This is a genomic window from Peribacillus sp. FSL E2-0159 (assembly GCF_038643155.1).
Classification (GTDB): Bacteria; Bacillota; Bacilli; order Bacillales; family DSM-1321; genus Peribacillus; species Peribacillus simplex.
Genome location: NZ_CP152053.1, coordinates 1,487,085 through 1,507,228 on the forward strand (window position 1 = coordinate 1,487,085; position 20,144 = coordinate 1,507,228).

The following is a 20,144-nucleotide window of genomic DNA, read 5'->3' on the forward strand; positions in this document are numbered from 1 at the left end:
CGACCTAAAGCGGCCAATCCTGCTCATTTTGAACCATATCCCAGAATAAATATTCATATCGGGAAGTAACCAAAAAGTGCTTTTCTAATCTAAGAAGTTCTTTTTCTGGCATCCCTTCCGTCAATTCTTCCAACAAAGCGATTAGCCACTTGTGCGCTTCCCCGAATTCAGGAGATGAATAGGACCTTATCCAATCTGCATAGCGATTGTTTTCCAATGCTGCTCCATTTTGTTCTTTTAATAGCAAACCGATTTCATAATAATCCCAAGCGCAGGGAAGGAGACAGGCGATCAAGTCTGCTAAAGTCCCATGCTGAGCTGCATTTAGCATGTAACCTGTATAGGCTAGAGTGGTTGGAGTAGGTTCTGTATCTTCCAACTCCTTGGAACTGATCCCGAATTCGGAAGCATAATGCCGATGAATATCCATTTCCACTTGAAGGGTTTCATTTAAAATACTCGCAAACTTTGCCATGGTTTCGATGTTATGAGCTTTGATGACACCTAAAGCAAAGAGCTTGGAATAATCCATGAGATAGATATAGTCCTGCTTCAGGTAATAGGCAAATTTCTTTTCAGGAAGAGTGCCATTTCCAATTGCCTGGACAAAGGGATGTGAATGGTTCCTTTTCCAAATCTCTTTTGCCCGTGCATGCAGTCTATCACTGAATGTTTCTAATTTAGTATTCTCCATTGTTCATCCTCCTTTAGAATGGATCCCCTTGTTAATAAAAAAACCCCGTTCCTGAATACGGAACGGGGTAGATGGATATTGTCTGTAAATGGACGATATCATCCACTTCCCTCCGCCGGTATGAGCCGGTTCAGGTTCAAAGGGTCCGGAACTAATTCCATCTCAGTCTTAAAAAAGACTCCCCTAGTGGTGTGAATTGTATGTAATTACTGACATCATATCAGAAAGACAAGAAAATGCAACCCGTATTTGAAAGAGCGATCACTTTATGTCCAGGGAAAAAGGGAGAACCAGGTAATTGACTTTTGATGATTATTAGGATAAAATCATTTCTACATCATTTATATATTGAATTCTTATCCAGAGAGGTAGAGGGACTTGGCCCAATGAAACCTCGGCAGCGGACCCGTTTTGGGAACTGTGCTAAATCCAACAAGCGTATGCTTGGAAGATAAGAAGAGCCGTACGGACACTGTCAGCCTCTTCTTGAATTAGAAGGGGCTTTTATTTTTGGGAAATAACGTTTAGTGACATAATAGAAAAGGTATATATAATTTGGTGAAAATCAAACAAGTTGATAAAGTTTAGCTATCTAGAAGCAGGCTCTAGGCTGACTAGGAAAGGAGCCATTTACATGGCAGAATTATTTAAGAGGATTGAACAGAGGAAGGCAAAGCTTATTGAAGAGTTATTGGCCAATGGAGTATACAAAACCTCTGATGAAAGGCACCTTTATGATGCCCCATTAAAAGTACTTGAAGATGAATATAAGATTGTTATAAATAGACCTAATAACGAGTCACCTTCTGAATGGATGACATAGTAAGCGATGGATTATATTTTGGGTTCTTGGTTAAGGGATATGATGTAAGCATTCGCAGTCTACACTAGTGGGTGCTTTTTTGCGTTTAATAGAAAATGACACAAAATATACATAATCAAAGAATAAAATAGGTGTTTTGTCACATTTATCCTTTAAAATAACACATTTAATTTCTGAAAAATAGTTGATTTTAACTAGTAGTTTCATTATGATAAAAGTGTAAAAAAATTGAATAAATGGGAGGTGACTATATAATGCCTTGCCGTAAGGTAACTATAGAAAAAGTAGAAGAGAAGAGACAAGAAATGATCAAATTGGCAGCAATTTACGGCCTATCAAGTCTGCTAACTGTTCAAGCCAGTCAAGAATTGGATACGCTATTAAATGCGTTAACAAGTAAAAGAGATTCTGAATATTTTCCCCTCAAGAAATCATATAGGTATTTTTAAATATGCCAATTCGACCTCGATTAATCTGAAAAAGCTACTGCTCAAGGCAATAGCTCTAAAGAATTATATTAAATATCGACACGTTTACCAAGAATGATCAAATCCCTCTCAATGCCATCCAGCTCGGCAACTTGAGGTAAATGTGCCCATTCTTCAAATCCGAATTTTGAAAAAAGCTTAAGGCTTGGTGTATTGTGGGCGAAAATGAAACCCAATAGAGTCTTAACACCTAATTTTGGACTCAATTCAATTGCCTTTTGAATCGAAATTTGACCGATTCCTTTTCCCCGGAAATAATCATCAATATAAATGCTGATTTCGGCAGTGGAATTATAGGCCGGTCGGCCATAAAAGGATTGAAAGCTCATCCATCCAGCAGTTTTTCCTTCTATAGTAATGATATATAGCGGTCTACTTTCTGAATGATGTTCCTCAAACCATTTAACCCTCGATTGGACGGATACAGGTTCCGTATCTGCCGTGACCATTCTTGAAGCAATTGTCGAATTATATATTTCAACAATTCTGGGTAGATCAGATAGTTCTGCCTCTCTAAACTCTATGTGTTCTTCCATGATTTAAACTCCTAACTATCATTTATTCAATCTCCAGAATGAAGGGAACTCCCGTTTTTTGTTAATGGACGGTGAATGACACCCAATCCATTGAAAGTTTTATATTATCATACACTCTTTACTCTTTATCTGACAATTCTTTTTTATGTTAAGACTGCGGATTTTTTGGGTATGTAAAAGATTAAATGCTTCTAGTAAAAAGACAAGAGGAGAACCAAATGAAAAAATTGGCAGGTTTATTGATTATAGTACTAGTTATATGTTTTGCAGCATATGAATTTCAGGCCTCGGAGTCGGAGGATGTGCAAAGGGTGATGGCTTTTGGAGATTCATTAACCTATGGAAAAGGGGATAAGGACGGGGAAGGATATATAGAAGGTCTGGAAGATGAATTGAATAATCCGGAATCGGAACAAAAAGTGAGTTTTTGGAATTACGGTATAAAAGGCCAGGAAACGGATGGGGTGATGAAACTGCTTGATGATTACCGCATTAAAACGAAACTTGATGAAGCCGATACTTTCATCGTTTATATTGGAACGAATGACTTGATCAATAGTAATGGAGGGGACTTGGAGAAAATAAGTGACCGAAAAATCAATGAGGGTAAACGGGAGTATATCAGCCATCTGAATAAGATTACATCGACTCTGATAGATGCAAACGATAAAGCGGATATTCTGGTAGTAGGACTATATAACCCAAGTAAAGGCAATCAAAAACTTGAAAAGCACATTCACGATTATAACCAGTCGATAAAGGGAATAGCGGATAAAGACAAAAGGATGTTATTCATTCCTACGAATGATCTTTTTGAAGATAAAAAGAAAACAGAGTATTTCAGTGATAAGTTACATCCGAATGAAAAAGGGTATCAGCTCATTACGAATCGGGTTTTGGAAAGTTATGATTTCAAATGAAAGTAAAAATGCACAGGAAGGCTTTCTGTGCATTTTTACTTGCTAAGTCGCTAGGAATTTGATATGGCTTTTAGTTGAGGGAACTGCAAGTCATGGAGCTGCTTGTATCTGCCGTTTTTTTGCAATAACTGTTCATGTGTTCCTTTTTCATGAACCTGCCCTTTTTCCAGAACGATGATTTGATTGGCATCATGAATGGTTGATAAACGATGTGCAATGACTATTGAAGTGCGATTTATCAATAAACGTGACAATGCTTCCTGGATCAAATGTTCGGATTCTGTATCCAAGGCAGCCGTTGCTTCATCGAGAATGATGATTTGCGGATTTTTCAAAAGTGCCCTGGCAATGGCAATGCGCTGTTTTTGTCCACCTGAAAGCTTGACTCCGCGCTCTCCAATTTGAGAATCATAACCATCAGGAAAGGCACTGATGAAGTCATGTGCATTTGCCGCTTTGGAGGATTGGATGATTTCATCATCTGTAGCATCAAGTTTGCCATATACGATGTTATCACGGATGGAACCGTTGAATAAAATGATATCCTGGGAAACAATTCCTATTTGTCCACGTAATGATTTCAGTGACACATCTTTGATATCATGACCATCCATTTTAATTGTTCCATCTTGCGGATCATAAAATCGGATCAAAAGGCTGGTGATGGTCGATTTTCCTGCACCAGAGGAGCCGACCAGAGCGGTTACTTGACCAGCTTTCATGGTCAGGTTTAGATTGCTGAGTACAGGAACACTCTCATCATAAGCAAAATCAACACATTGAAATTCAATTTGCTTTTTTATGGAAGGGAGTTCAATGGCATTTCCCTTGTCACTTATTTCAGGTTGTGTTTCCAATATTTCAGTTATCCTTTCAAAGGCGGCGGCTGATTGCTGGACAATGCTGATGACCCGGCTAAAATTGCGAACGGGACTCTGCAGTAACCTCAGATAGGCGAGGAAGGCCACGATTAATCCTATTGTGAATTCACCTTCCATCACTTGCCAAGCCCCGAACACAATGACTGCAACAAGACCGATATTGTTCAATAAATCAATAATCGGACCGAACATGGAACGTAGCCGAACGGACTTAATGTTTGCAGCCATATTTTCCTGATTACGCTCCGCAAACCGCCTTGATTCGAATTCTTCATTAGTAAAAGATTGAATGAGCCGCATTCCTGAAATGGAATCCTGTAACTGATTACTAACATCTCCTGCGGAACTTTGCACAGACCTAAATGACATCCTGATGCGTTTCCCGAATACCCTTGTGATATAGAACATGAAAGGGAATGTAAAAAGAAGGACAATGGTCAGCTTCCAGTTAATGAAAAGCATATATACCGCCACGGCAATGAAAGTCACCGTGTCAGTCAAGACTTGAAGCATGCTCGAAGAGATGAGCTGCTGCAGTAAATTGACATCATTGGTCAACCTGGACATTAAGTCACCAGTACGGTTTTTATCAAAGAATTTCATATCCAGTGTTTGAATATGGTCATACATGCTATTCCGTATATCCATAATAGCTGTTTGACCGACCTTGGAAACGATATAGCTGTTAAAGTAGTTCAGTAAAGCCAATACGATGGCAGCACAAAGAATTCCTGCGCCAATCCAGATTAACGAGTCATATCTTTTTTCGGGAATGATTTTATCAATCGTAAACTGCGTCAACTGGGGGATGGAGAACTCAAGCAATGAAATTAAAAGCATGATACATAAAACCAAAGTGCAAAATTTCCATTTGGATGGGACCCGATTGAACATTTGTTTGAGCATCAACCATATGCTTCCTTTTGAGGGGATTGCATGCATGGCACTGCGGCCTTTGTGGCTGAATGGAATATGTCCTCCACTCATAGCGATCACTCCTATTTAGACTGTCCTTGATGAATTTTGAAAGTCATTTGAATTAGGTGAATTTTACCTTAATGACTATCATAGAGCTTTTCAAAAAATAGACAACTTTTAATCGGTTCGTTTCTGTCAAAAAAGTATTATTATTTTACACTTTCCTATTGGACATGGAATAATTATAGGAGATTAGCGAGGCTTATAAGAGGAGATGCTAAAATGAATGAAAATGAAAAAATCAGGGAAGAACTTTTACATGCGGTCAACGGACTATCGGATGAACAGCTGAACGCCCATCCTGAATCAGGCCGATGGAGCATCATCCAGGTATTGGATCATTTATATTTAATGGAGAGGGCCATAACAAAGAGCATTTCCGATAAATTGAAAAGCGACGATAGCAATCCAGCTGTGGATAAACCGATCGAGCTTACTTTAAATCGTGAAGTGAAGGTCCAGGCCCCGCCATTTGTCATTCCGTCAGAATCATACCAAACTTTGAGAGATGTTAAAGATAAGTTGTCCGAATCCCGAAAAGCTTTTGTACAGGTCGTTGACCATGCAAAGGAAATTGATCTCGAACAAAAGTCTTTTCCACACCCTTTGTTTAAAGATTTAAGCTTGAAGCAATGGATCCCGTTCGTGGGACTACATGAAAAACGGCATTTATTGCAAATTGAAGAATTGAAAGCAAAGTTATAATAGAAGAAAAACTCATCCGTCTTTGGTTGAGTTTTTCACTTTCAGACAGTTATTCGTAAAGGAAGGATTTTTCAGTGAAAGCCACTTGGGTAAGGACATGTTTGGTATTGGCCTTTTTCGGATTGTTGCTTGGGCTCTTGTACAAATATATGCTTCCGCCAGATCTAGATGAAATCGAACAGACTGACGAGCTGAATCCTATCGTAGCCGAAAAAAAAGAAGAGCTCATTCAACAGGCTAATGACAAAGGCATCCTGGTAATCATTACTGCAGGGTTCCGGTCTTTAGCCGAGCAAAATGAACTCTATGAAAAGGGCCGAACAGGTTCGGGGAACATCGTAACGAATGCAAGAGGTGGCGAGTCGCTACATAATTTCGGTTTGGCGATAGATTTTGCCCTCCTTAACAAACAAGGCGAGGCCATTTGGGATATGCGTTATGACGGCAACGATAATGGAAAGTCGGATTGGATGGAAGTGGTAACCATCGCTAAAGAGTTAGGTTTTGATTGGGGAGGGGATTGGGCAGGGTTCAAGGATTATCCGCATTTACAAATGACATTTGGTTTGAGCCTGCGTGAGCTGCAACAAGGCAAGCGGCCAAAAGGGCGGTGAACGTGAGTGGCTTCATTATAAATCGCATAATTTTGACTAAAAGCAGGAAAATAAGCATGTGAATTGCTTTACAGGTAAGAATTCGATAAAGTGAACTAGTGAGAAGTCAGACATAAAGGAGTGCAGTCACCATGGAAGAAATAAAACATTGCCGGGACTCTTTGGTCATTAAAACAAGCCTTGTCCTCCCGCCGGATACAAATAATATTGGTACGATGTTCGGAGGCAAATTAATGGCATACATTGATGATGTAGCGGCTATATCAGCAATGCGTCATGCGCGAAGCAACGTCGTTACTGCATCAACTGATTCTGTCGATTTCCTGCACCCTATTCACGAAGGAAATGCAGTTTGCCTTGAAAGCTTCGTGACTTATACGGGCAGAACATCAATGGAAATCATCGTAAAGGTGATTGCAGAGGATTTAGTTACAGGAGATCGGAATTTATGCGTCATCTCCTTCTTGACATTTGTTGCCATTAATGAAGAAGGTAAACCAATTCCGGTTCCTCGTTTGGTTCCAGAAACAGAGATGGAAATGAATTTAAATGAATCAGCAAAACAACGGGCACAAATAAGGAAAAAAAGAAGGGAAGATACACAGTTCATTGCAAGTACTTTCGGTGTGAAACTGCCATGGACCGATCAATCAAAACCAGGATTATATAAATAAGATACGCATCCCTTCAGACGTTCTTATTAATGATTGAGACCAAATTCATTGTGATTTGGTCTCTTATTCATCTCCTATGGTTTTGGGAAAATCAGAACTCTCGTGAATTGGATTTTTACAGCGATTTGATGGGGAAGATATGTGAATAGACGCTTGGATAAGTCCAAGCGTCTTTCTTTTGTTACATTGTTGGGTTGCCTTTAGTCATCGCTTGCTAAAATACCAAAGAAGCGCAAGATGTTAATGAATAGGTTAATGAAATCAAGATATAGATTCAAGGCCATTAGCGGTACTTCTTCGGCTGCTACCCCGTAATGCTTCATTCGATTGAAATCATATAAAATATAACCACTGAAAACTAAAATCCCAATAAATGAAAAGACCAGCATGGCTGTAGAGCTTAATGGAGAGAAAATGTTGAAAATGCTAATGACCACTAAAGCTAATAAGGCCGCAAATAACATTCCTCCCAAGAAAGAAAGGTCCCTTTTGGTGGTTGTGGCATAAACCGCCAGTCCTCCAAATACGACTGTCGTCGTAACACCTGCTAGGATCACCACATTTGCCCCTGCAGCGGCTAGGTAGTGTGCGATGATCGGATAGGTAGTAATGCCAGAAATCAACGTGAAACTATATAAAAATGTGTAACCGATGGCTTTTTTCCTCCGCAATATGAATGCTCCAATCAACATGACGATCTCAAGTATCGCTAAGGGAAGAAACAAGGATGGCGGAACAAGAGTGCCGAGAGCCATCCCTAAAACGGAAACGGCAAGTGATAAAGCGAACGTCCGCATGACGGACGGCATATATGTTTGTACAGTTTGTGAATACATTCAATCACCCCATCATTTATTTTCTACCGTTTTCTACGAAACTGTTTTAAAAAGGTTTCATTGCATTTAATGAAAATTAGGTGTTTTTTTAAAAGTATTGAAATATATATGAAATAATTACCTTTTTTATGATATTCTTACAAATATACTAATTTTTCTGAAATATTAAAATACTTCAATCGGAACCATTCTGCGGTACGTAAAATGACAAGGTCAATAAATAGGTATGAACTTTAAAATAGTTATCTCGAAATAATAAAATATAAAATTATTGGTCCTACGCAATTAATCGGACTTCAAAACTTTACTGTATAACAGTTATAAAGGAAACGATTTTTTATTGCAGAAAATTATTCCTAAAGTTATAAAAAATGAAAAAAATGTGATTATTTTCTATAAAAACTATTGTATAATTGTAAAAAATTGATTAAAATTTTAAATAATTATCAGAAGATTAATTATTTTCCCGATAAAATAGTTTAGGGGGAGCAAGGATGAAGAAAGCTATTTTGCAAATAGAGAACCTAACTACCTCATTTCGAATCGGCAACAAATATCATGCAGCGGTAGATGATGTTTCGTTTACGGTGAATGAAAATGAAATTGTAGCAGTTGTTGGAGAATCAGGTTGTGGAAAGAGTGCATTGGCCTTATCTATCATTCAATTACATAATAAGCAGAGAACGAAATCCGAAGGAAACATCAATTATAAAGGTCAAAATCTACTAAAGTTGAATGATGTACAAATGAATAAAGTCCGGGGTAAGGAATTGGGTATGATATTCCAGGAACCTTTAACGGCTTTGAACCCGCTCATGACCATAGGAAAGCAGATCGAGGAGAATCTTGATTACCATACTGAACTCTCCAGTGCTGAAAAAAAGAACAGGACGATCGAACTTTTGACACAAGTGGGAATTCCATACCCTGAACGGACGTACAAGCAATATCCGCATGAGCTCTCGGGCGGAATGCGCCAAAGGGCAATGATCTCGATTGCCATTGCTTGCAATCCTGCACTGGTCATCGCCGATGAACCCACGACGGCACTGGATGTTACGATTCAAGCGCAAATACTTGATCTGCTGAAAGATATCCAGAGCAGGACAAAAATGGGGATCATCTTAATTACACATGATCTGAGCGTCGTAGCAGAGGTCGCAGACAGGATCGTTGTCATGTATGCAGGTCAGGTAGTGGAAACGGGAAGTGTTAAAGAGATATTCAACAATCCGCTGCATCCATATACGAGGTCGTTATTAAATTCGATTCCTTCTGCTGCAAACGAGAAAAATCGTTTGCACGTTATCGAAGGAATCGTTCCATCGATAGCGAAAATGGATCGGATAGGATGTCGCTTCCAAGATAGGATTCCTTGGATACCTAAACATGCGCATGAAGAGACACCCCGGCTTCACGATGTGGGTAACGATCATTTTGTGCGTTGTACCTGCTATAAAGAATTTTATTTTCAAGCTGAAGGAGATGCATCGGCCAATGACATTACTCAAATTAGATAATCTCAAAGTGCATTTTCCGATAAGGGGCGGTTTTTTTCGAAGGGTAGTCGATCACGTAAAGGCCGTGGACGGTGTTTCCTTTGAATTGCAGCAAGGGGAAACATATGGTTTGGTCGGTGAATCCGGAAGCGGCAAGTCCACGACAGGCAAGGCAGTGGTCAAACTGAATGAGGTGACATCCGGACAAATCCTGTTTGAAGGCAGGGATTTAGCATCTCTAAGTAGAAGAGAAATTAAACCATTCAGAAAAGATATCCAAATGATTTTTCAAGATCCGTATTCATCATTGAATCCGAAGAAGAGGGTACTGGACATCATTGCCGAACCGCTGAGGAACTTCGAACGGTTATCCCCTTCAGAGGAAAAGAAAATCGTACAGGACTTCTTGGACAAAGTCGGACTGAGTCCTGAATCGATTCACAAGTATCCTCATGAATTTTCAGGGGGGCAGCGCCAGCGGATTGGAATTGCCCGATCATTGACATTGAAACCTAAACTGATCATTGCGGATGAACCGGTGTCAGCATTGGATGTTTCCGTTCAGGCACAGGTATTGAATTTTCTTCAGGATCTCCAACAGGAGTTCAATTTGACTTATTTATTTGTCGGGCATGATTTAGGCGTGATTCGGCATATGTGTGACCGGATGGGGGTTATGTATCGCGGTAGATTGGTAGAGGAAGGCAAAAGCGAGGAAATCTATGAAAATCCCCAACACATATACACAAAGCGCCTGATTGCCGCCATTCCTGATTTAGAGCCGGAAGTTCGCGAAGATAAAGTGCAGCTTAGAAAAAAACTCACCTCAGAATATGAGTCTACCTACTCAAAATATTTCGATGAGAATGGACGTGCTTACGATTTGAAGCCAATCTCATCGACACATAGAGTCGCATTACAATAAGGAGGTGGAAGGAATATGTGGAAATTTATTCTAAGACGATTAGTAGTAATGATCCCGCAGCTCTTTTTATTGAGCATCATCGTTTTCATGATGGCAAAAGCAATGCCGGGAGATGCACTTTCAGGCCAGGAAATCAACCCTAGGGCCAATCCAGCCGAACTTGATAGGATCAGGGAAGAGCTGGGTTTGAATGACCCTTGGTACCAACAATATATAAGGTGGGCATCCAATGCAGTACAGGGGGATTTCGGTATTTCCTATACACATAAGACGCCCGTTATGGATGTGATCGAAGACAGGCTTTGGAACACGGTGTTCCTGGCGTTGGTCACGCTGATCTTTACATATATGCTTGCTATTCCATTAGGCATACTTAGCGGAAGGTATAACGATACCTGGGTGGATAAAACCGTTACGGGTTATAGCTATTTAGGGTTTGGCACGCCGATTTTCATTTTTGCTTTAATCATGTTATTCGTTTTCGGATTTGCCCTGGATTGGTTCCCTTCTGGCGGCAGTGTCGATTCAAAAGTGGATGAAGGTACATTCGCCTATGTTGTAAGCAAGATCAATCATTTGATTTTACCAGCTTTAAGTACAGCTTTAATTGCAACAACAAGTACGATCCAATATTTGCGAAATGAAATCATCGATAATAAAATCAAGGATTTCGTAAGGACAGCGCGTTCGAAGGGAGTACCTGAATCAAAAGTATATTCACGGCATATCCTGAGAAATTCCTTTTTACCGATAGCGGCATTCTTAGGTTATGAAATTACTGGATTAATCGGCGGCGCGGTCATAATCGAGACCATTTTTAGTTATCCGGGACTGGGGCAGCTTTTCCTTAGTTCAGTCAGTCTGCGGGATTTCAGCGTTGTCACGGCCATTGTCATGATGACGGGATTTGCCACTCTGCTTGGCACTCTTCTTTCGGACATCATACTTAGTGCGGTCGATCCGCGCATACGGATAGAATAGGAGCGGGGTGAGTCGTATGGAAATGAAAGTAGAAACCGGAAAGAACATACAAGTTAACGATGTGAGCCCTTCAGGAATCAAAATCATCTGGCAGGAAATCAAAAAGGATAAACTTGCCATGGGCTCATTGTTTATATTAGCAGCCATATTGCTTTTTGTTTACGGTGCGTCGTTCTTCATGGACGCCAAGGAAATAGCCAAGGTAGATTTTCTCTCCATTTATATGGAACCATCTTCAGACTATTGGCTTGGAACCGATTATGGTGGCCGGGATGTATTTGCACAATTGATAGTGGGTACCAGAAATTCATTCACAATCAGCTTATTCATTACCTTATTCACGGCCATCATCGGTTTATCATTAGGACTTCTTGCTGGCTACTTTGGCGGGGCAACCGATAATGTGATCATGCGGATTATCGATTTCGTAATTGCCCTACCGCAAATGATGTTCATCATCGTTGTAGTCACGATTGTACCGATCTTCAATGTATATGTTTTCATTTTAATCATGACGATGTTTTTATGGACAGGTAAGGCAAGGCTGATTCGTTCAAAGGCTTTGTCAGAGCGTGAGCTGGATTATATCCACGCCTCACAAACACTCGGGACGCCACATTGGAAAATCATCCTGTTTCAGCTTCTGCCCAATGTCAGTTCACTGATCATCGTTAACTTCATTTTGAACCTTGCTGGCAATATTGGCTTAGAATCCAGTTTGACTTTCTTAGGGTTCGGTCTTCCGGAGAGCACACCTAGTTTAGGGACGCTCATCAGTTATGCTCGTAATCCAGATGTTCTGGAAAACAAGTGGTGGATATGGGTACCCGCATCACTCATGATTTTAGTGTTGATGCTGAGTATAAATTTCGTTGGTCAAGCGTTAAAACGCGCCGCCGATGCAAGACAAAGAAGAGGATAAAAAAGGGGAGTGTATGATATGAAAATCAAAAGCTACAGTAAGGTATTAAGTGCATTGGCCATTTCGTCTCTACTGCTTGCTGCATGTTCGAATGATACGGAGAAATCGTCAACGAAAGAGAAAAAGGGGAAAGATGTCGAACAGGTCGATACCTCTAAATTCCCGACAAAGACGACTAATCAAGGAGAGCCCATTGAAGGCGGCCATCTAACATATGGATTGGTATCCGATACCCCGTTTGAAGGGATATTAAACAAAGTTTTCTATCAAGGCGAACCCGATAACCAAGTTATCACATTCTTTGATGAAGATTTACTGGATACAGACGAAAACTATGTTTTCACAAATGACGGTGCTGCTTCTTATGAAATATCAGACGATAATAAAACGGTAACACTTACAATAAAAGATAATGTTAATTGGCAAGATGGAAAACCTGTGACAGGTGCTGATTTAGAATATGCATATCTTGTCATGGGAAGCAAAGATTACAAAGGTGTACGCTATGATGAACAAATGGCTTTAATCGAGGGTATGGAAGAGTATCATGAAGGGAAAGCGGATAAGATTTCAGGCATTAAAGTGGATGACAAGAAAATCACTTTCACTTTCAAAAAAGCGAATCCTTCCGTCACGACTGGATTATGGACATATCCGCTTCATAAAGAATACTTAAAAGATGTTCCGATTGCAGAGTTGGAATCTTCGGATAAAATCCGTAAAAACCCGATCGGTTTTGGACCATTTAAAGTGAAGAAAATCGTTCAAGGGGAAGCGGTCGAATTCGAAGCGAATAAAGATTATTACCGCGGTGCACCTAAATTGGACAGTGTCACATTAAAAGTCGTGAATCCGTCTGTTGTCGTTAAGTCACTTGAAAATGGTGACCTCGATGTAGCGGAGGTCTTGGCTGAACAATATGAACAGGCCAAGGAATTGGACAATGTCGAATTATTGGGGAAAGTTGAATTGGCTTATTCCTATATTGGCTTCAACTTCGGCCATTATGATAAGGAAAAAGAAGAAAATGTTATGGATGAAAATCCTAAATTCGAAGACAAACGCCTTCGTCAGGCGATGGCATATGCCATCAATAATGAAGAAGTTGGCGAAAAGATGTTCAAGGGCCTTCGTTTCCCTGCCAATTCGGTCATTACACCGAACTTTAAATATAACAATAAAGATGTAAAACCATATGAATATAATCCTGAAAAGGCTAAAAAACTTTTGGATGAAGCAGGATTTGTAGATACGAATAATGATGGCATTCGTGAAGATGTGGATGGAAAAGAGTTCAAGATCAATTTTGCTTCCATGAGCGGTTCGGATGTTTCTGAGCCACTAGCAAAATATTATATCCAACAATGGGAACAAGTAGGCCTGGACGTCGAATTGCAGGATGGAAGGCTTCATGAGTTCAATTCATTCTACGACCTGCTGAAAAAGGATAATGACGAAGTTGATGTTTATTCAGCTGCATGGGGTGTCGCATCCGATCCTGATCCATCAGGAATATGGTCAAGGTCTGCAGAATTTAACTATACCCGCTGGGTGAATGAAAAAAATGATGAGCTTCTTGCTAAAGGGATTTCAGAGGAAGCCTTTGATGATCAATATCGGATCGATACGTATAATGAGTGGCAAGAATTGATTCATGAAGAGGTACCGGTCATTCCAACATTATTCCGTTATCAATTGGCTGGAGTGAATGAACGCGTTACAGGTTATGATTACCTCGCAGGCCGCCAATATCAGTGGCATAATGTAGGTGTAACGAAATAATTTAATGGCTGAATCCAATCGGCCGCCTTTATGGGCGGTCGATTTTTTTGCGTTTCAATGAAGTGGATAAAGGCTATATAGATAATAGTAAGTAATTGGAAGGGTGATATTAATGGAAGTGAGAAATCCTAATGAAACAAAGCGAGAGTTAGAAATATTGTTTACTGAATCGGTTGGCCGTTTACTGAAACCTCTTGAAGAGGAAATCATTGCTGACATTGTAGCCTATCCAGACGAAAAGAGAATTGCCTTCTTGGAATATATGAAGGAAATGTCCAACAAACAAAGACAGTTGAAGTAAGTTGAACTTTCATCATGAAGGAGGTTTTTTTATGGGGAACGAAGATATGAGCAGATACAAAGTATGGCGCGATAAGTGGAAAAGAAAAGTGAATATGGAGAATTTTGCGTTATATGGCATTTCAACGTTAGTTATGGCCATCTTGCCTGTCCTGGCCCATATGAGTTAAATCGATTAAAGGACCGTCTTTTGGCGGTCTTTTAATATGTTAAATGTTGCCATGAAAAGATATAATGAACAAAGAGGAAAGGAGAGATATGCATGAGTGTGATCGAAGAAAAAGAAATCGTATCTTACATAAAAGAATTGGTGTCCATACCTAGCCCCTCCGGCTATACAGAGCAAGCCATCAAATACGCGGCCGATTTCATGGAGCAGAGGAAGGTTCCTTACAAGATCACAAATAAAGGGGCATTGCTTGCTTCATTAAAAGGCGAAGATGATGGCAAACATCGTTTGCTGACTGCCCATGTCGATACTCTGGGAGCCATGGTAAAGGAAATCAAGGCGAATGGCCGCCTTAAATTGACAATGATCGGCGGTTTTCGATGGAACTCAGTGGAAGGGGAGTATTGTAAAATCCATACAGCTGACGGAGCAATTATCACCGGGACCATTTTAATCAATCAAACCTCTGTCCACGTATATAAAAATGCAGGGGATGCCAAGCGTGATGATGAGACAATTGAGGTCCGGATAGATGCTGTCGTGAAAACTAAAGCGGAAACGGAGGCCATTGGCATTTCTGTTGGAGATTTTGTCTCCTTTGAACCGAGAGTGGAAGTGACGGATACAGGCTTTTTGAAATCAAGGCACTTGGATGATAAAGCGAGCGTTGGCATCCTCCTTCATATCATTGACCTCATTTCCGCAGGAAAGATAAAATTGGCATATACGACCCATTTCCTGATTTCAAACAATGAAGAAATTGGCTATGGCGGTAATTCCAATATCCCTGAGAACACAGTCGAATATCTAGCTGTCGATATGGGCGCGATTGGTGATGGACAATCGACGGATGAATTCAGCGTTTCCATTTGCGCAAAAGACTCTTCAGGTCCTTATCATTATAAATTACGTCAGCATCTAGTCTCACTTGCCCAAGCAAATGCTGTCGACTACCGTGTCGATATTTATCCATATTATGGATCGGACGCTTCCGCTGCGATCCGGGCAGGATATGATGTCGTACATGGTCTGATCGGACCTGGGATCGATGCTTCACATGCCTTCGAGCGGACACATGTCTCTTCATTAAAACATACAGCCAATCTGATTTTACATTATATCCAATCAGAGTTGGTGTAAATGTTAAAAAAGCCCGCACTCATATTATATGAGTGCGGGCTTTTAATGGTTTTTTAGCAATATTTTTATTATAGTCGTGAGTTTAGCATAATACTCGTGAATTTGGTAAATTTACTCGTGAATGACAAATAATAATTTATAATGATAATTCTTGTGGAGGTTCACCATTGTTATTCATCAACCGGATGCTTTCCGGCTTAATCTGCAGGAGTATATAATTTGGATCTTTCGGACCTTCGAACCAATCTTCAAATGATTCATTCCATAATTTATCTTTCAGTTCCTGCGAATCGTTTATTTTCGAGGTACCTGAGATTTCCAGGTAAGAATCGCCTAATCCCTCATTATCATAGCCGATCAGGATATGAACATTAGGATTCTTTTCAATTTCATCAATTTTTTCCGTCTTTCCGCTCGTTGGTGTGTATAAAGTTAATTCATCGTTAAAAAATGTCATATAGCGTGAATGTGGTTTGTTGTTTTCAACTGTAGATAAAACTCCTATTTTATAATCACGGATGATGTTCAATACTTTTTCTTTTATTTGGTTTTGGCTCATTTTTACACACTCCTTTTATTTTTTTACTCTATTACTTTTCCTCTTTTTTCATTAAGTTAAACAAAATTCTGCAGTTTACCATTTTTATGAATGAAGACTGAAAGAAGTTGCCATACTAGTCATTATGTGTTTTGTTTAGAGCAATTTCATGATGTTAATCCATTTGTAAAGGTGAGTATGATTAATGAATTGTGGTGAATTACTTATCATTGGCGGGGCAGAGGATAAGTGCCTTGAAGGTGAAGTATTAAATAAATTTGTCGAGCTTGCAACCCATAGTGATGGCGGAATAGGAATATTGCCTACAGCGAGTGAAATTCCTGAGGAAGTGAGTACAGAGTATATAAAGGTTTTCAGGGAATTAGGCGTGGACAGGGTGGAAGTGATCAAGCTAGATTCAAGGCAGGATGCAGACGATCCGGCAATTTGTGAACAGCTGACATCTTTTTCAGCTATCTTCATTTCAGGGGGAAACCAAGGCCGATTGTCTGAAGTGATTGGAAAAACCAAATTCCACGATGCCCTTTCTAAAGCTTGGCATAAAGGAATGGTGATAGCAGGGACAAGTGCTGGCGCTTCCATTTTAGGTAAGCATATGATCGTTGCTGCTGACACGATGCTGAATGACAATAAGTTAAAGGTTGAAATTGGGGTAGGTTTCGGCTTCCTGGACGGCCTGATAATCGATCAACATTTTTCCCAACGTGGTCGCTTTGACCGTCTGTTAAGTGCGATAGCAGGCAATAGAGAAATTATGGGTATTGGCATTGATGAAAATACAGCAATTTTAGTTAAAGACGGACTTTTTGAAGTAGTTGGCCAACATCAAGTATTGGTTCTTGATGGCAGCTCCAGTGATTATATCAATATCACAACTTCTGATAATGGCAGTGAAGAGTTGACTCTTTCGGGATTTAACCTTCATGCACTAACCAGGGGATACCGCTTTGACCTGCTTACCAGGAAATTGTTGATGAAAAAGGGGATCCAACAATGATGATCAATCGAGTCCGTTATTTAAAAGGACCTAATTATTTTGCTTATACACCTACGATTTGCATTGAACTGGATATAGGGGAACTGGAACAGAAACCATCTGATTCAATACCTGGATTCAATGAAAAATTGTTAAAGGCGCTCCCGAACTTGGGAAGCCATACATGTTCAAAAGGGTATCGAGGCGGTTTCGCAGAAAGGCTGAGAAAAGGAACATGGATGGGACATATATTGGAGCATATAACGATTGAGCTTCAAAATTTGGCCGGAATCGAAGCCATTCGTGGTAAAACGATAATGATGGAAAAGAAGGGTTTTTATTATGTTACCTATGACTATCAGGAGCCTCACTCAGGTCTTCAAGCTTTTTTAGCAGCAAAAGATATCGTGGAAGCCATCCTGAATGGTGAAAAATTTATAAATGTACAATCTTATGTAAAACAAATAGAGCAGTTATATTATAAAAATAAACTGGGGCCAAGTACCGAAGCCATTTTTAGGGCAGCACAAGCAAAAGGTATCCCTGTCGAGCGAATGGGTGATGAAAGCTTACTACGTTTAGGAACCGGTACAAGGCAGAAGTATGTACAGGCGACAATTTCTAGCCAGACTTCGAATATTGCCGTTGAGAATTCATGTGACAAATCATTGACCAAATCAATTTTAAGAGGATGTGGTCTCCCTGTACCTGAAGGGGAAGTTGCCCATTCCATTGAAGAAATCTTTGCCTCGGCGGACAGGCTGGGTTTTCCACTGGTCATAAAACCGTATAATGGGAGACAGGGGCAGGGTGTCATCACCCATATCAAAAATAAGGATGAACTATTCAATGTAATCAATTGTTTGGAGTCGCATGTGGAGAAGTACATTGTCGAACGGCATATTGAAGGACATGATTATCGGTTACTGATAGTTAACGGAGAACTTATCGCCGCTAGTTTGAGGCTTCCTCCCTATGTTATTGGCAACGGTAAGGAATCGATACGCAGTTTGATAGAAAAGGAAAATAGTAATGATTTGCGGGGAGAAGGTCATGAAAAGCCGATGTCCAAAATCCCACTTACACATACCGTGACGTGTTACTTGGAAAAATCGAATCGGACGCTCGATACCATTCCGAATCAAGGGGAATTGGTTCAAGTTGTGGGCAATGCAAATCTTTCGACTGGTGGAAAGGCAATCGATGTAACGGACCAGGTTCATCCCACCATTAAGAATATGACTGTAGCTGCCGCGAAAGCGATCGGTTTGGATATAGCCGGAATAGATTTTATCTGTGAGGATATATCAAAACCAATCGAACATTCAAAGACTGCGATTATTGAAGTGAATGCTGCACCGGGAATTCGAATGCATCATTATCCGAGTGAAGGGAAAAAAAGGGATGTAGGCAAGGCCATTGTCGATTATTTATTTCCGACCCGGGAAGAGGCGGCTATACCGATCATCGCAGTGACCGGTACAAATGGAAAGACAACAACGACCCGGTTGGTTCATTATTTTCTTACTAATGAAAAAACAAAGGTGGGTATGACAAATTCTGATGGAGTATATATCGGAGATGAGGTATTGAATATAGGTGACTGCAGTGGCCCGATCAGTGCAAGAATGGTATTGGCCCATCCTGAAGTTGATGTAGCCGTATTGGAAACGGCCCGGGGTGGGATTCTGCGTGAAGGTCTGGCTTTTCGTAAATGTGATGTGGGGATCATTACCAATGTAAGTGAGGATCACCTCGGCCGTGATGGAATCGATACATTGGATGATCTCATAAAATTAAAGAGGCTGGTAGCCGAAGTCGTAATGAAAACAGGCTATTGTGTGCTGAATGCAGATGATCCGAATGTAGCTGCCATGAACGCTTATACAGATGGGGAAGTCATTTATACCTCTACTGATGCCACCCAGCCTCACGTGAAGGCTGCGATAAATGGGGGATGTAAAGTTTGGTACGTCAATGAACAAGGCGTGATTTGTCATTCATCTGATGGTGTCATCCATCAATTTATGGATTGCACTATAATTCCAATAACGATTTCCGGCATGGCACGTCATAATATCGCCAATTTACTTCAGGCGTTAGCCGCAGCCGAAACACAAGGCATTTCCATGGAAGAACTAAGAAGGAAGGCTGCTACATTTATGCCTGATACAAATTTGTCCAAAGGACGTTTCAATTTAAAAAAGTTGAAAGAGCGTACGATCATCATCGACTATGCCCATAATGAAGCAGGATTGAAGGCCATATTCGAAACAGTCAGTGCCTATAACAAAAATCGGCTTATCACTGTTTTGGCAGGACCGGGTGACCGTATTGATGAAGAGCTTATCAGGCTCTCCAAGGTGGCGGCTATGAATTCTGATCTGTTCATCATTAAAGAAGACGATGATTTGCGGGGAAGGGAACCGTTCGAAGTAGCCGGGCTGCTTCAGGAAGCTGCCGTAGAAGCTGGGTTACATAAAGATCGGACATTCATCGAACCTAATGAATTGGACGCATTCGTAAAAGCCTGGGAAACATCACAACCGGGTGACCTATTATTGTTCTTTTACACGGATTTCGAATATGTAGAGAGGTTTTTCGAAAAGGTTTCAACAAATCCATTGCCGAAGAAATAAAACAAAGTGCATTTCGCCCTGAAAATCCCTTCACTGTCCATCAAGGCAAGCAATTACGCGCGAAATTTCAGTGAAGTGGAAAGTAACTGTAAGAAAAAAAGCT

The 20,144-nt window shown here is 40.4% G+C and carries 21 protein-coding genes and 2 riboswitches; of the genes, 16 read left to right on the plus strand and 5 right to left on the minus strand.

The features are described from left to right. Window positions 1–4: 4 nt before the first annotated feature. Window positions 5–694, minus strand: coding sequence for a thiaminase II (gene tenA / locus NYE63_RS07395; protein ID WP_063232080.1), 690 nt, complete (start codon window positions 692–694; stop codon window positions 5–7). Window positions 695–784: 90 nt separating this feature from the next. Continuing rightward, window positions 785–889: riboswitch (TPP riboswitch) on the minus strand. A gap of 158 nt (window positions 890–1,047) precedes the next feature. Further along, a riboswitch (SAM riboswitch) is annotated at window positions 1,048–1,152 on the plus strand. Window positions 1,153–1,328: 176 nt separating this feature from the next. On the opposite strand from tenA, the gene NYE63_RS07400 reads away from it, so the two are divergent. Next, entirely contained in the window at window positions 1,329–1,517 is a 189-nt protein-coding gene (locus NYE63_RS07400) for a Fur-regulated basic protein FbpA (protein WP_034314291.1), read from the plus strand. A 254-nt stretch (window positions 1,518–1,771) separates the two neighbouring features. Further along, window positions 1,772–1,966, plus strand: coding sequence for an aspartyl-phosphate phosphatase Spo0E family protein (locus NYE63_RS07405; RefSeq protein WP_342604654.1), 195 nt, complete (start codon window positions 1,772–1,774; stop codon window positions 1,964–1,966). Window positions 1,967–2,034: 68 nt separating this feature from the next. On the opposite strand, the gene NYE63_RS07410 is transcribed toward NYE63_RS07405, so the two are convergent. Beyond that, a complete protein-coding gene (locus tag NYE63_RS07410; protein WP_342604655.1) occupies window positions 2,035–2,541 on the minus strand; it encodes an N-acetyltransferase family protein in 507 nt (168 codons plus the stop codon). 218 nt (window positions 2,542–2,759) lie between these two features. On the opposite strand from NYE63_RS07410, the gene NYE63_RS07415 reads away from it, so the two are divergent. Continuing rightward, on the plus strand, window positions 2,760–3,461 hold the full coding sequence (locus tag NYE63_RS07415) for a GDSL-type esterase/lipase family protein (protein WP_342604656.1): 702 nt from the start codon (window positions 2,760–2,762) through the stop codon (window positions 3,459–3,461). 50 nt (window positions 3,462–3,511) lie between these two features. Here NYE63_RS07415 and NYE63_RS07420 read toward each other — a convergent pair whose 3' ends face one another. Further along, window positions 3,512–5,329 (minus strand): ABC transporter ATP-binding protein, encoded by a 1,818-nt coding sequence (locus NYE63_RS07420; protein WP_342604657.1) that lies wholly within the window; start codon window positions 5,327–5,329, stop codon window positions 3,512–3,514. A 213-nt stretch (window positions 5,330–5,542) separates the two neighbouring features. On the opposite strand from NYE63_RS07420, the gene NYE63_RS07425 reads away from it, so the two are divergent. From NYE63_RS07425 to NYE63_RS07435, 3 genes are all read left to right on the plus strand, one after another. Further along, the gene (locus NYE63_RS07425; protein ID WP_342604658.1) at window positions 5,543–6,025 is read left to right on the plus strand and encodes a DinB family protein; all 483 of its coding nucleotides are present in this window, start codon (window positions 5,543–5,545) and stop codon (window positions 6,023–6,025) included. Window positions 6,026–6,162: 137 nt separating this feature from the next. Next, entirely contained in the window at window positions 6,163–6,639 is a 477-nt protein-coding gene (locus NYE63_RS07430) for a M15 family metallopeptidase (RefSeq protein WP_342605702.1), read from the plus strand. 131 nt (window positions 6,640–6,770) lie between these two features. Then, on the plus strand, window positions 6,771–7,313 hold the full coding sequence (locus tag NYE63_RS07435) for an acyl-CoA thioesterase (RefSeq protein WP_063232074.1): 543 nt from the start codon (window positions 6,771–6,773) through the stop codon (window positions 7,311–7,313). A 200-nt stretch (window positions 7,314–7,513) separates the two neighbouring features. Here NYE63_RS07435 and NYE63_RS07440 read toward each other — a convergent pair whose 3' ends face one another. After that, window positions 7,514–8,149, minus strand: a complete 636-nt coding sequence (locus tag NYE63_RS07440) for a Bax inhibitor-1/YccA family protein (protein WP_342604659.1) — start codon at window positions 8,147–8,149, stop codon at window positions 7,514–7,516. A 494-nt stretch (window positions 8,150–8,643) separates the two neighbouring features. On the opposite strand from NYE63_RS07440, the gene NYE63_RS07445 reads away from it, so the two are divergent. The 8 genes from NYE63_RS07445 to NYE63_RS07480 all read left to right on the plus strand — a co-directional run bounded on the left by NYE63_RS07445 (window position 8,644) and on the right by NYE63_RS07480 (window position 15,867). Further along, window positions 8,644–9,669 carry an ABC transporter ATP-binding protein gene (locus NYE63_RS07445; RefSeq protein ID WP_098371216.1) on the plus strand — a complete coding sequence of 342 codons (1,026 nt, stop codon included), beginning with the start codon at window positions 8,644–8,646 and terminating at the stop codon, window positions 9,667–9,669. Further along, window positions 9,647–10,573: an ATP-binding cassette domain-containing protein gene (locus NYE63_RS07450; RefSeq protein WP_053534228.1), complete on the plus strand. Its 927-nt coding sequence runs from the start codon at window positions 9,647–9,649 to the stop codon at window positions 10,571–10,573. The genes NYE63_RS07445 and NYE63_RS07450 overlap by 23 nt, the downstream gene beginning before the upstream one ends. Window positions 10,574–10,588: 15 nt before the next feature. Further along, the gene (opp4B, locus tag NYE63_RS07455) at window positions 10,589–11,554 is read left to right on the plus strand and encodes an oligopeptide ABC transporter permease (RefSeq protein ID WP_342604660.1); all 966 of its coding nucleotides are present in this window, start codon (window positions 10,589–10,591) and stop codon (window positions 11,552–11,554) included. A gap of 16 nt (window positions 11,555–11,570) precedes the next feature. Beyond that, window positions 11,571–12,476 carry an ABC transporter permease gene (locus tag NYE63_RS07460; RefSeq protein WP_342604661.1) on the plus strand — a complete coding sequence of 302 codons (906 nt, stop codon included), beginning with the start codon at window positions 11,571–11,573 and terminating at the stop codon, window positions 12,474–12,476. Between the two features lie 18 nt (window positions 12,477–12,494). Beyond that, window positions 12,495–14,258 carry an oligopeptide ABC transporter substrate-binding protein gene (gene opp4A / locus NYE63_RS07465; protein WP_342604662.1) on the plus strand — a complete coding sequence of 588 codons (1,764 nt, stop codon included), beginning with the start codon at window positions 12,495–12,497 and terminating at the stop codon, window positions 14,256–14,258. A 112-nt stretch (window positions 14,259–14,370) separates the two neighbouring features. After that, window positions 14,371–14,559, plus strand: coding sequence for a hypothetical protein (locus NYE63_RS07470; protein ID WP_034314269.1), 189 nt, complete (start codon window positions 14,371–14,373; stop codon window positions 14,557–14,559). A 31-nt stretch (window positions 14,560–14,590) separates the two neighbouring features. After that, window positions 14,591–14,728, plus strand: coding sequence for a hypothetical protein (locus NYE63_RS07475; protein WP_283901668.1), 138 nt, complete (start codon window positions 14,591–14,593; stop codon window positions 14,726–14,728). 92 nt (window positions 14,729–14,820) lie between these two features. Next, a complete protein-coding gene (locus NYE63_RS07480; protein WP_342604663.1) occupies window positions 14,821–15,867 on the plus strand; it encodes a M42 family metallopeptidase in 1,047 nt (348 codons plus the stop codon). 136 nt (window positions 15,868–16,003) lie between these two features. Here the strand turns inward: NYE63_RS07480 and NYE63_RS07485 are convergent, their stop codons facing one another. Further along, complete coding sequence (locus tag NYE63_RS07485) at window positions 16,004–16,426, minus strand: pyridoxamine 5'-phosphate oxidase family protein (RefSeq protein WP_342604664.1); 423 nt, start codon at window positions 16,424–16,426, stop codon at window positions 16,004–16,006. Between the two features lie 184 nt (window positions 16,427–16,610). Between NYE63_RS07485 and NYE63_RS07490 the strand changes: the two genes are divergently transcribed. Together NYE63_RS07490 and cphA are read left to right on the plus strand one after the other, a co-directional pair. Continuing rightward, entirely contained in the window at window positions 16,611–17,423 is an 813-nt protein-coding gene (locus NYE63_RS07490) for a cyanophycinase (RefSeq protein WP_342604665.1), read from the plus strand. After that, on the plus strand, window positions 17,420–20,041 hold the full coding sequence (gene cphA, locus NYE63_RS07495; RefSeq protein ID WP_342604666.1) for a cyanophycin synthetase: 2,622 nt from the start codon (window positions 17,420–17,422) through the stop codon (window positions 20,039–20,041). Before NYE63_RS07490 ends, cphA begins: the two co-directional genes overlap by 4 nt. The last annotated feature ends 103 nt before the right edge of the window (window positions 20,042–20,144 follow it).

Bases quoted from the DNA above. Each gene is read 5' to 3' on its own strand.
- NYE63_RS07485 (WP_342604664.1), bottom strand. From the start codon at position 16,426: ATGAGCCAAAACCAAATAAAAGAAAAAGTATTGAACATCATCCGTGAT.
- opp4A (WP_342604662.1), top strand. From the start codon at position 12,495: ATGAAAATCAAAAGCTACAGTAAGGTATTAAGTGCATTGGCCATTTCG.
- tenA (WP_063232080.1), bottom strand. From the start codon at position 694: ATGGAGAATACTAAATTAGAAACATTCAGTGATAGACTGCATGCACGG.
- NYE63_RS07420 (WP_342604657.1), bottom strand. From the start codon at position 5,329: ATGAGTGGAGGACATATTCCATTCAGCCACAAAGGCCGCAGTGCCATG.
- NYE63_RS07415 (WP_342604656.1), top strand. From the start codon at position 2,760: ATGAAAAAATTGGCAGGTTTATTGATTATAGTACTAGTTATATGTTTT.
- NYE63_RS07440 (WP_342604659.1), bottom strand. From the start codon at position 8,149: ATGTATTCACAAACTGTACAAACATATATGCCGTCCGTCATGCGGACG.
- NYE63_RS07400 (WP_034314291.1), top strand. From the start codon at position 1,329: ATGGCAGAATTATTTAAGAGGATTGAACAGAGGAAGGCAAAGCTTATT.
- NYE63_RS07435 (WP_063232074.1), top strand. From the start codon at position 6,771: ATGGAAGAAATAAAACATTGCCGGGACTCTTTGGTCATTAAAACAAGC.
- NYE63_RS07460 (WP_342604661.1), top strand. From the start codon at position 11,571: ATGGAAATGAAAGTAGAAACCGGAAAGAACATACAAGTTAACGATGTG.
- NYE63_RS07480 (WP_342604663.1), top strand. From the start codon at position 14,821: ATGAGTGTGATCGAAGAAAAAGAAATCGTATCTTACATAAAAGAATTG.
- NYE63_RS07470 (WP_034314269.1), top strand. From the start codon at position 14,371: ATGGAAGTGAGAAATCCTAATGAAACAAAGCGAGAGTTAGAAATATTG.
- NYE63_RS07445 (WP_098371216.1), top strand. From the start codon at position 8,644: ATGAAGAAAGCTATTTTGCAAATAGAGAACCTAACTACCTCATTTCGA.
- NYE63_RS07475 (WP_283901668.1), top strand. From the start codon at position 14,591: ATGGGGAACGAAGATATGAGCAGATACAAAGTATGGCGCGATAAGTGG.
- NYE63_RS07450 (WP_053534228.1), top strand. From the start codon at position 9,647: ATGACATTACTCAAATTAGATAATCTCAAAGTGCATTTTCCGATAAGG.
- cphA (WP_342604666.1), top strand. From the start codon at position 17,420: ATGATGATCAATCGAGTCCGTTATTTAAAAGGACCTAATTATTTTGCT.
- NYE63_RS07405 (WP_342604654.1), top strand. From the start codon at position 1,772: ATGCCTTGCCGTAAGGTAACTATAGAAAAAGTAGAAGAGAAGAGACAA.
- NYE63_RS07410 (WP_342604655.1), bottom strand. From the start codon at position 2,541: ATGGAAGAACACATAGAGTTTAGAGAGGCAGAACTATCTGATCTACCC.
- NYE63_RS07490 (WP_342604665.1), top strand. From the start codon at position 16,611: ATGAATTGTGGTGAATTACTTATCATTGGCGGGGCAGAGGATAAGTGC.
- opp4B (WP_342604660.1), top strand. From the start codon at position 10,589: ATGTGGAAATTTATTCTAAGACGATTAGTAGTAATGATCCCGCAGCTC.
- NYE63_RS07425 (WP_342604658.1), top strand. From the start codon at position 5,543: ATGAATGAAAATGAAAAAATCAGGGAAGAACTTTTACATGCGGTCAAC.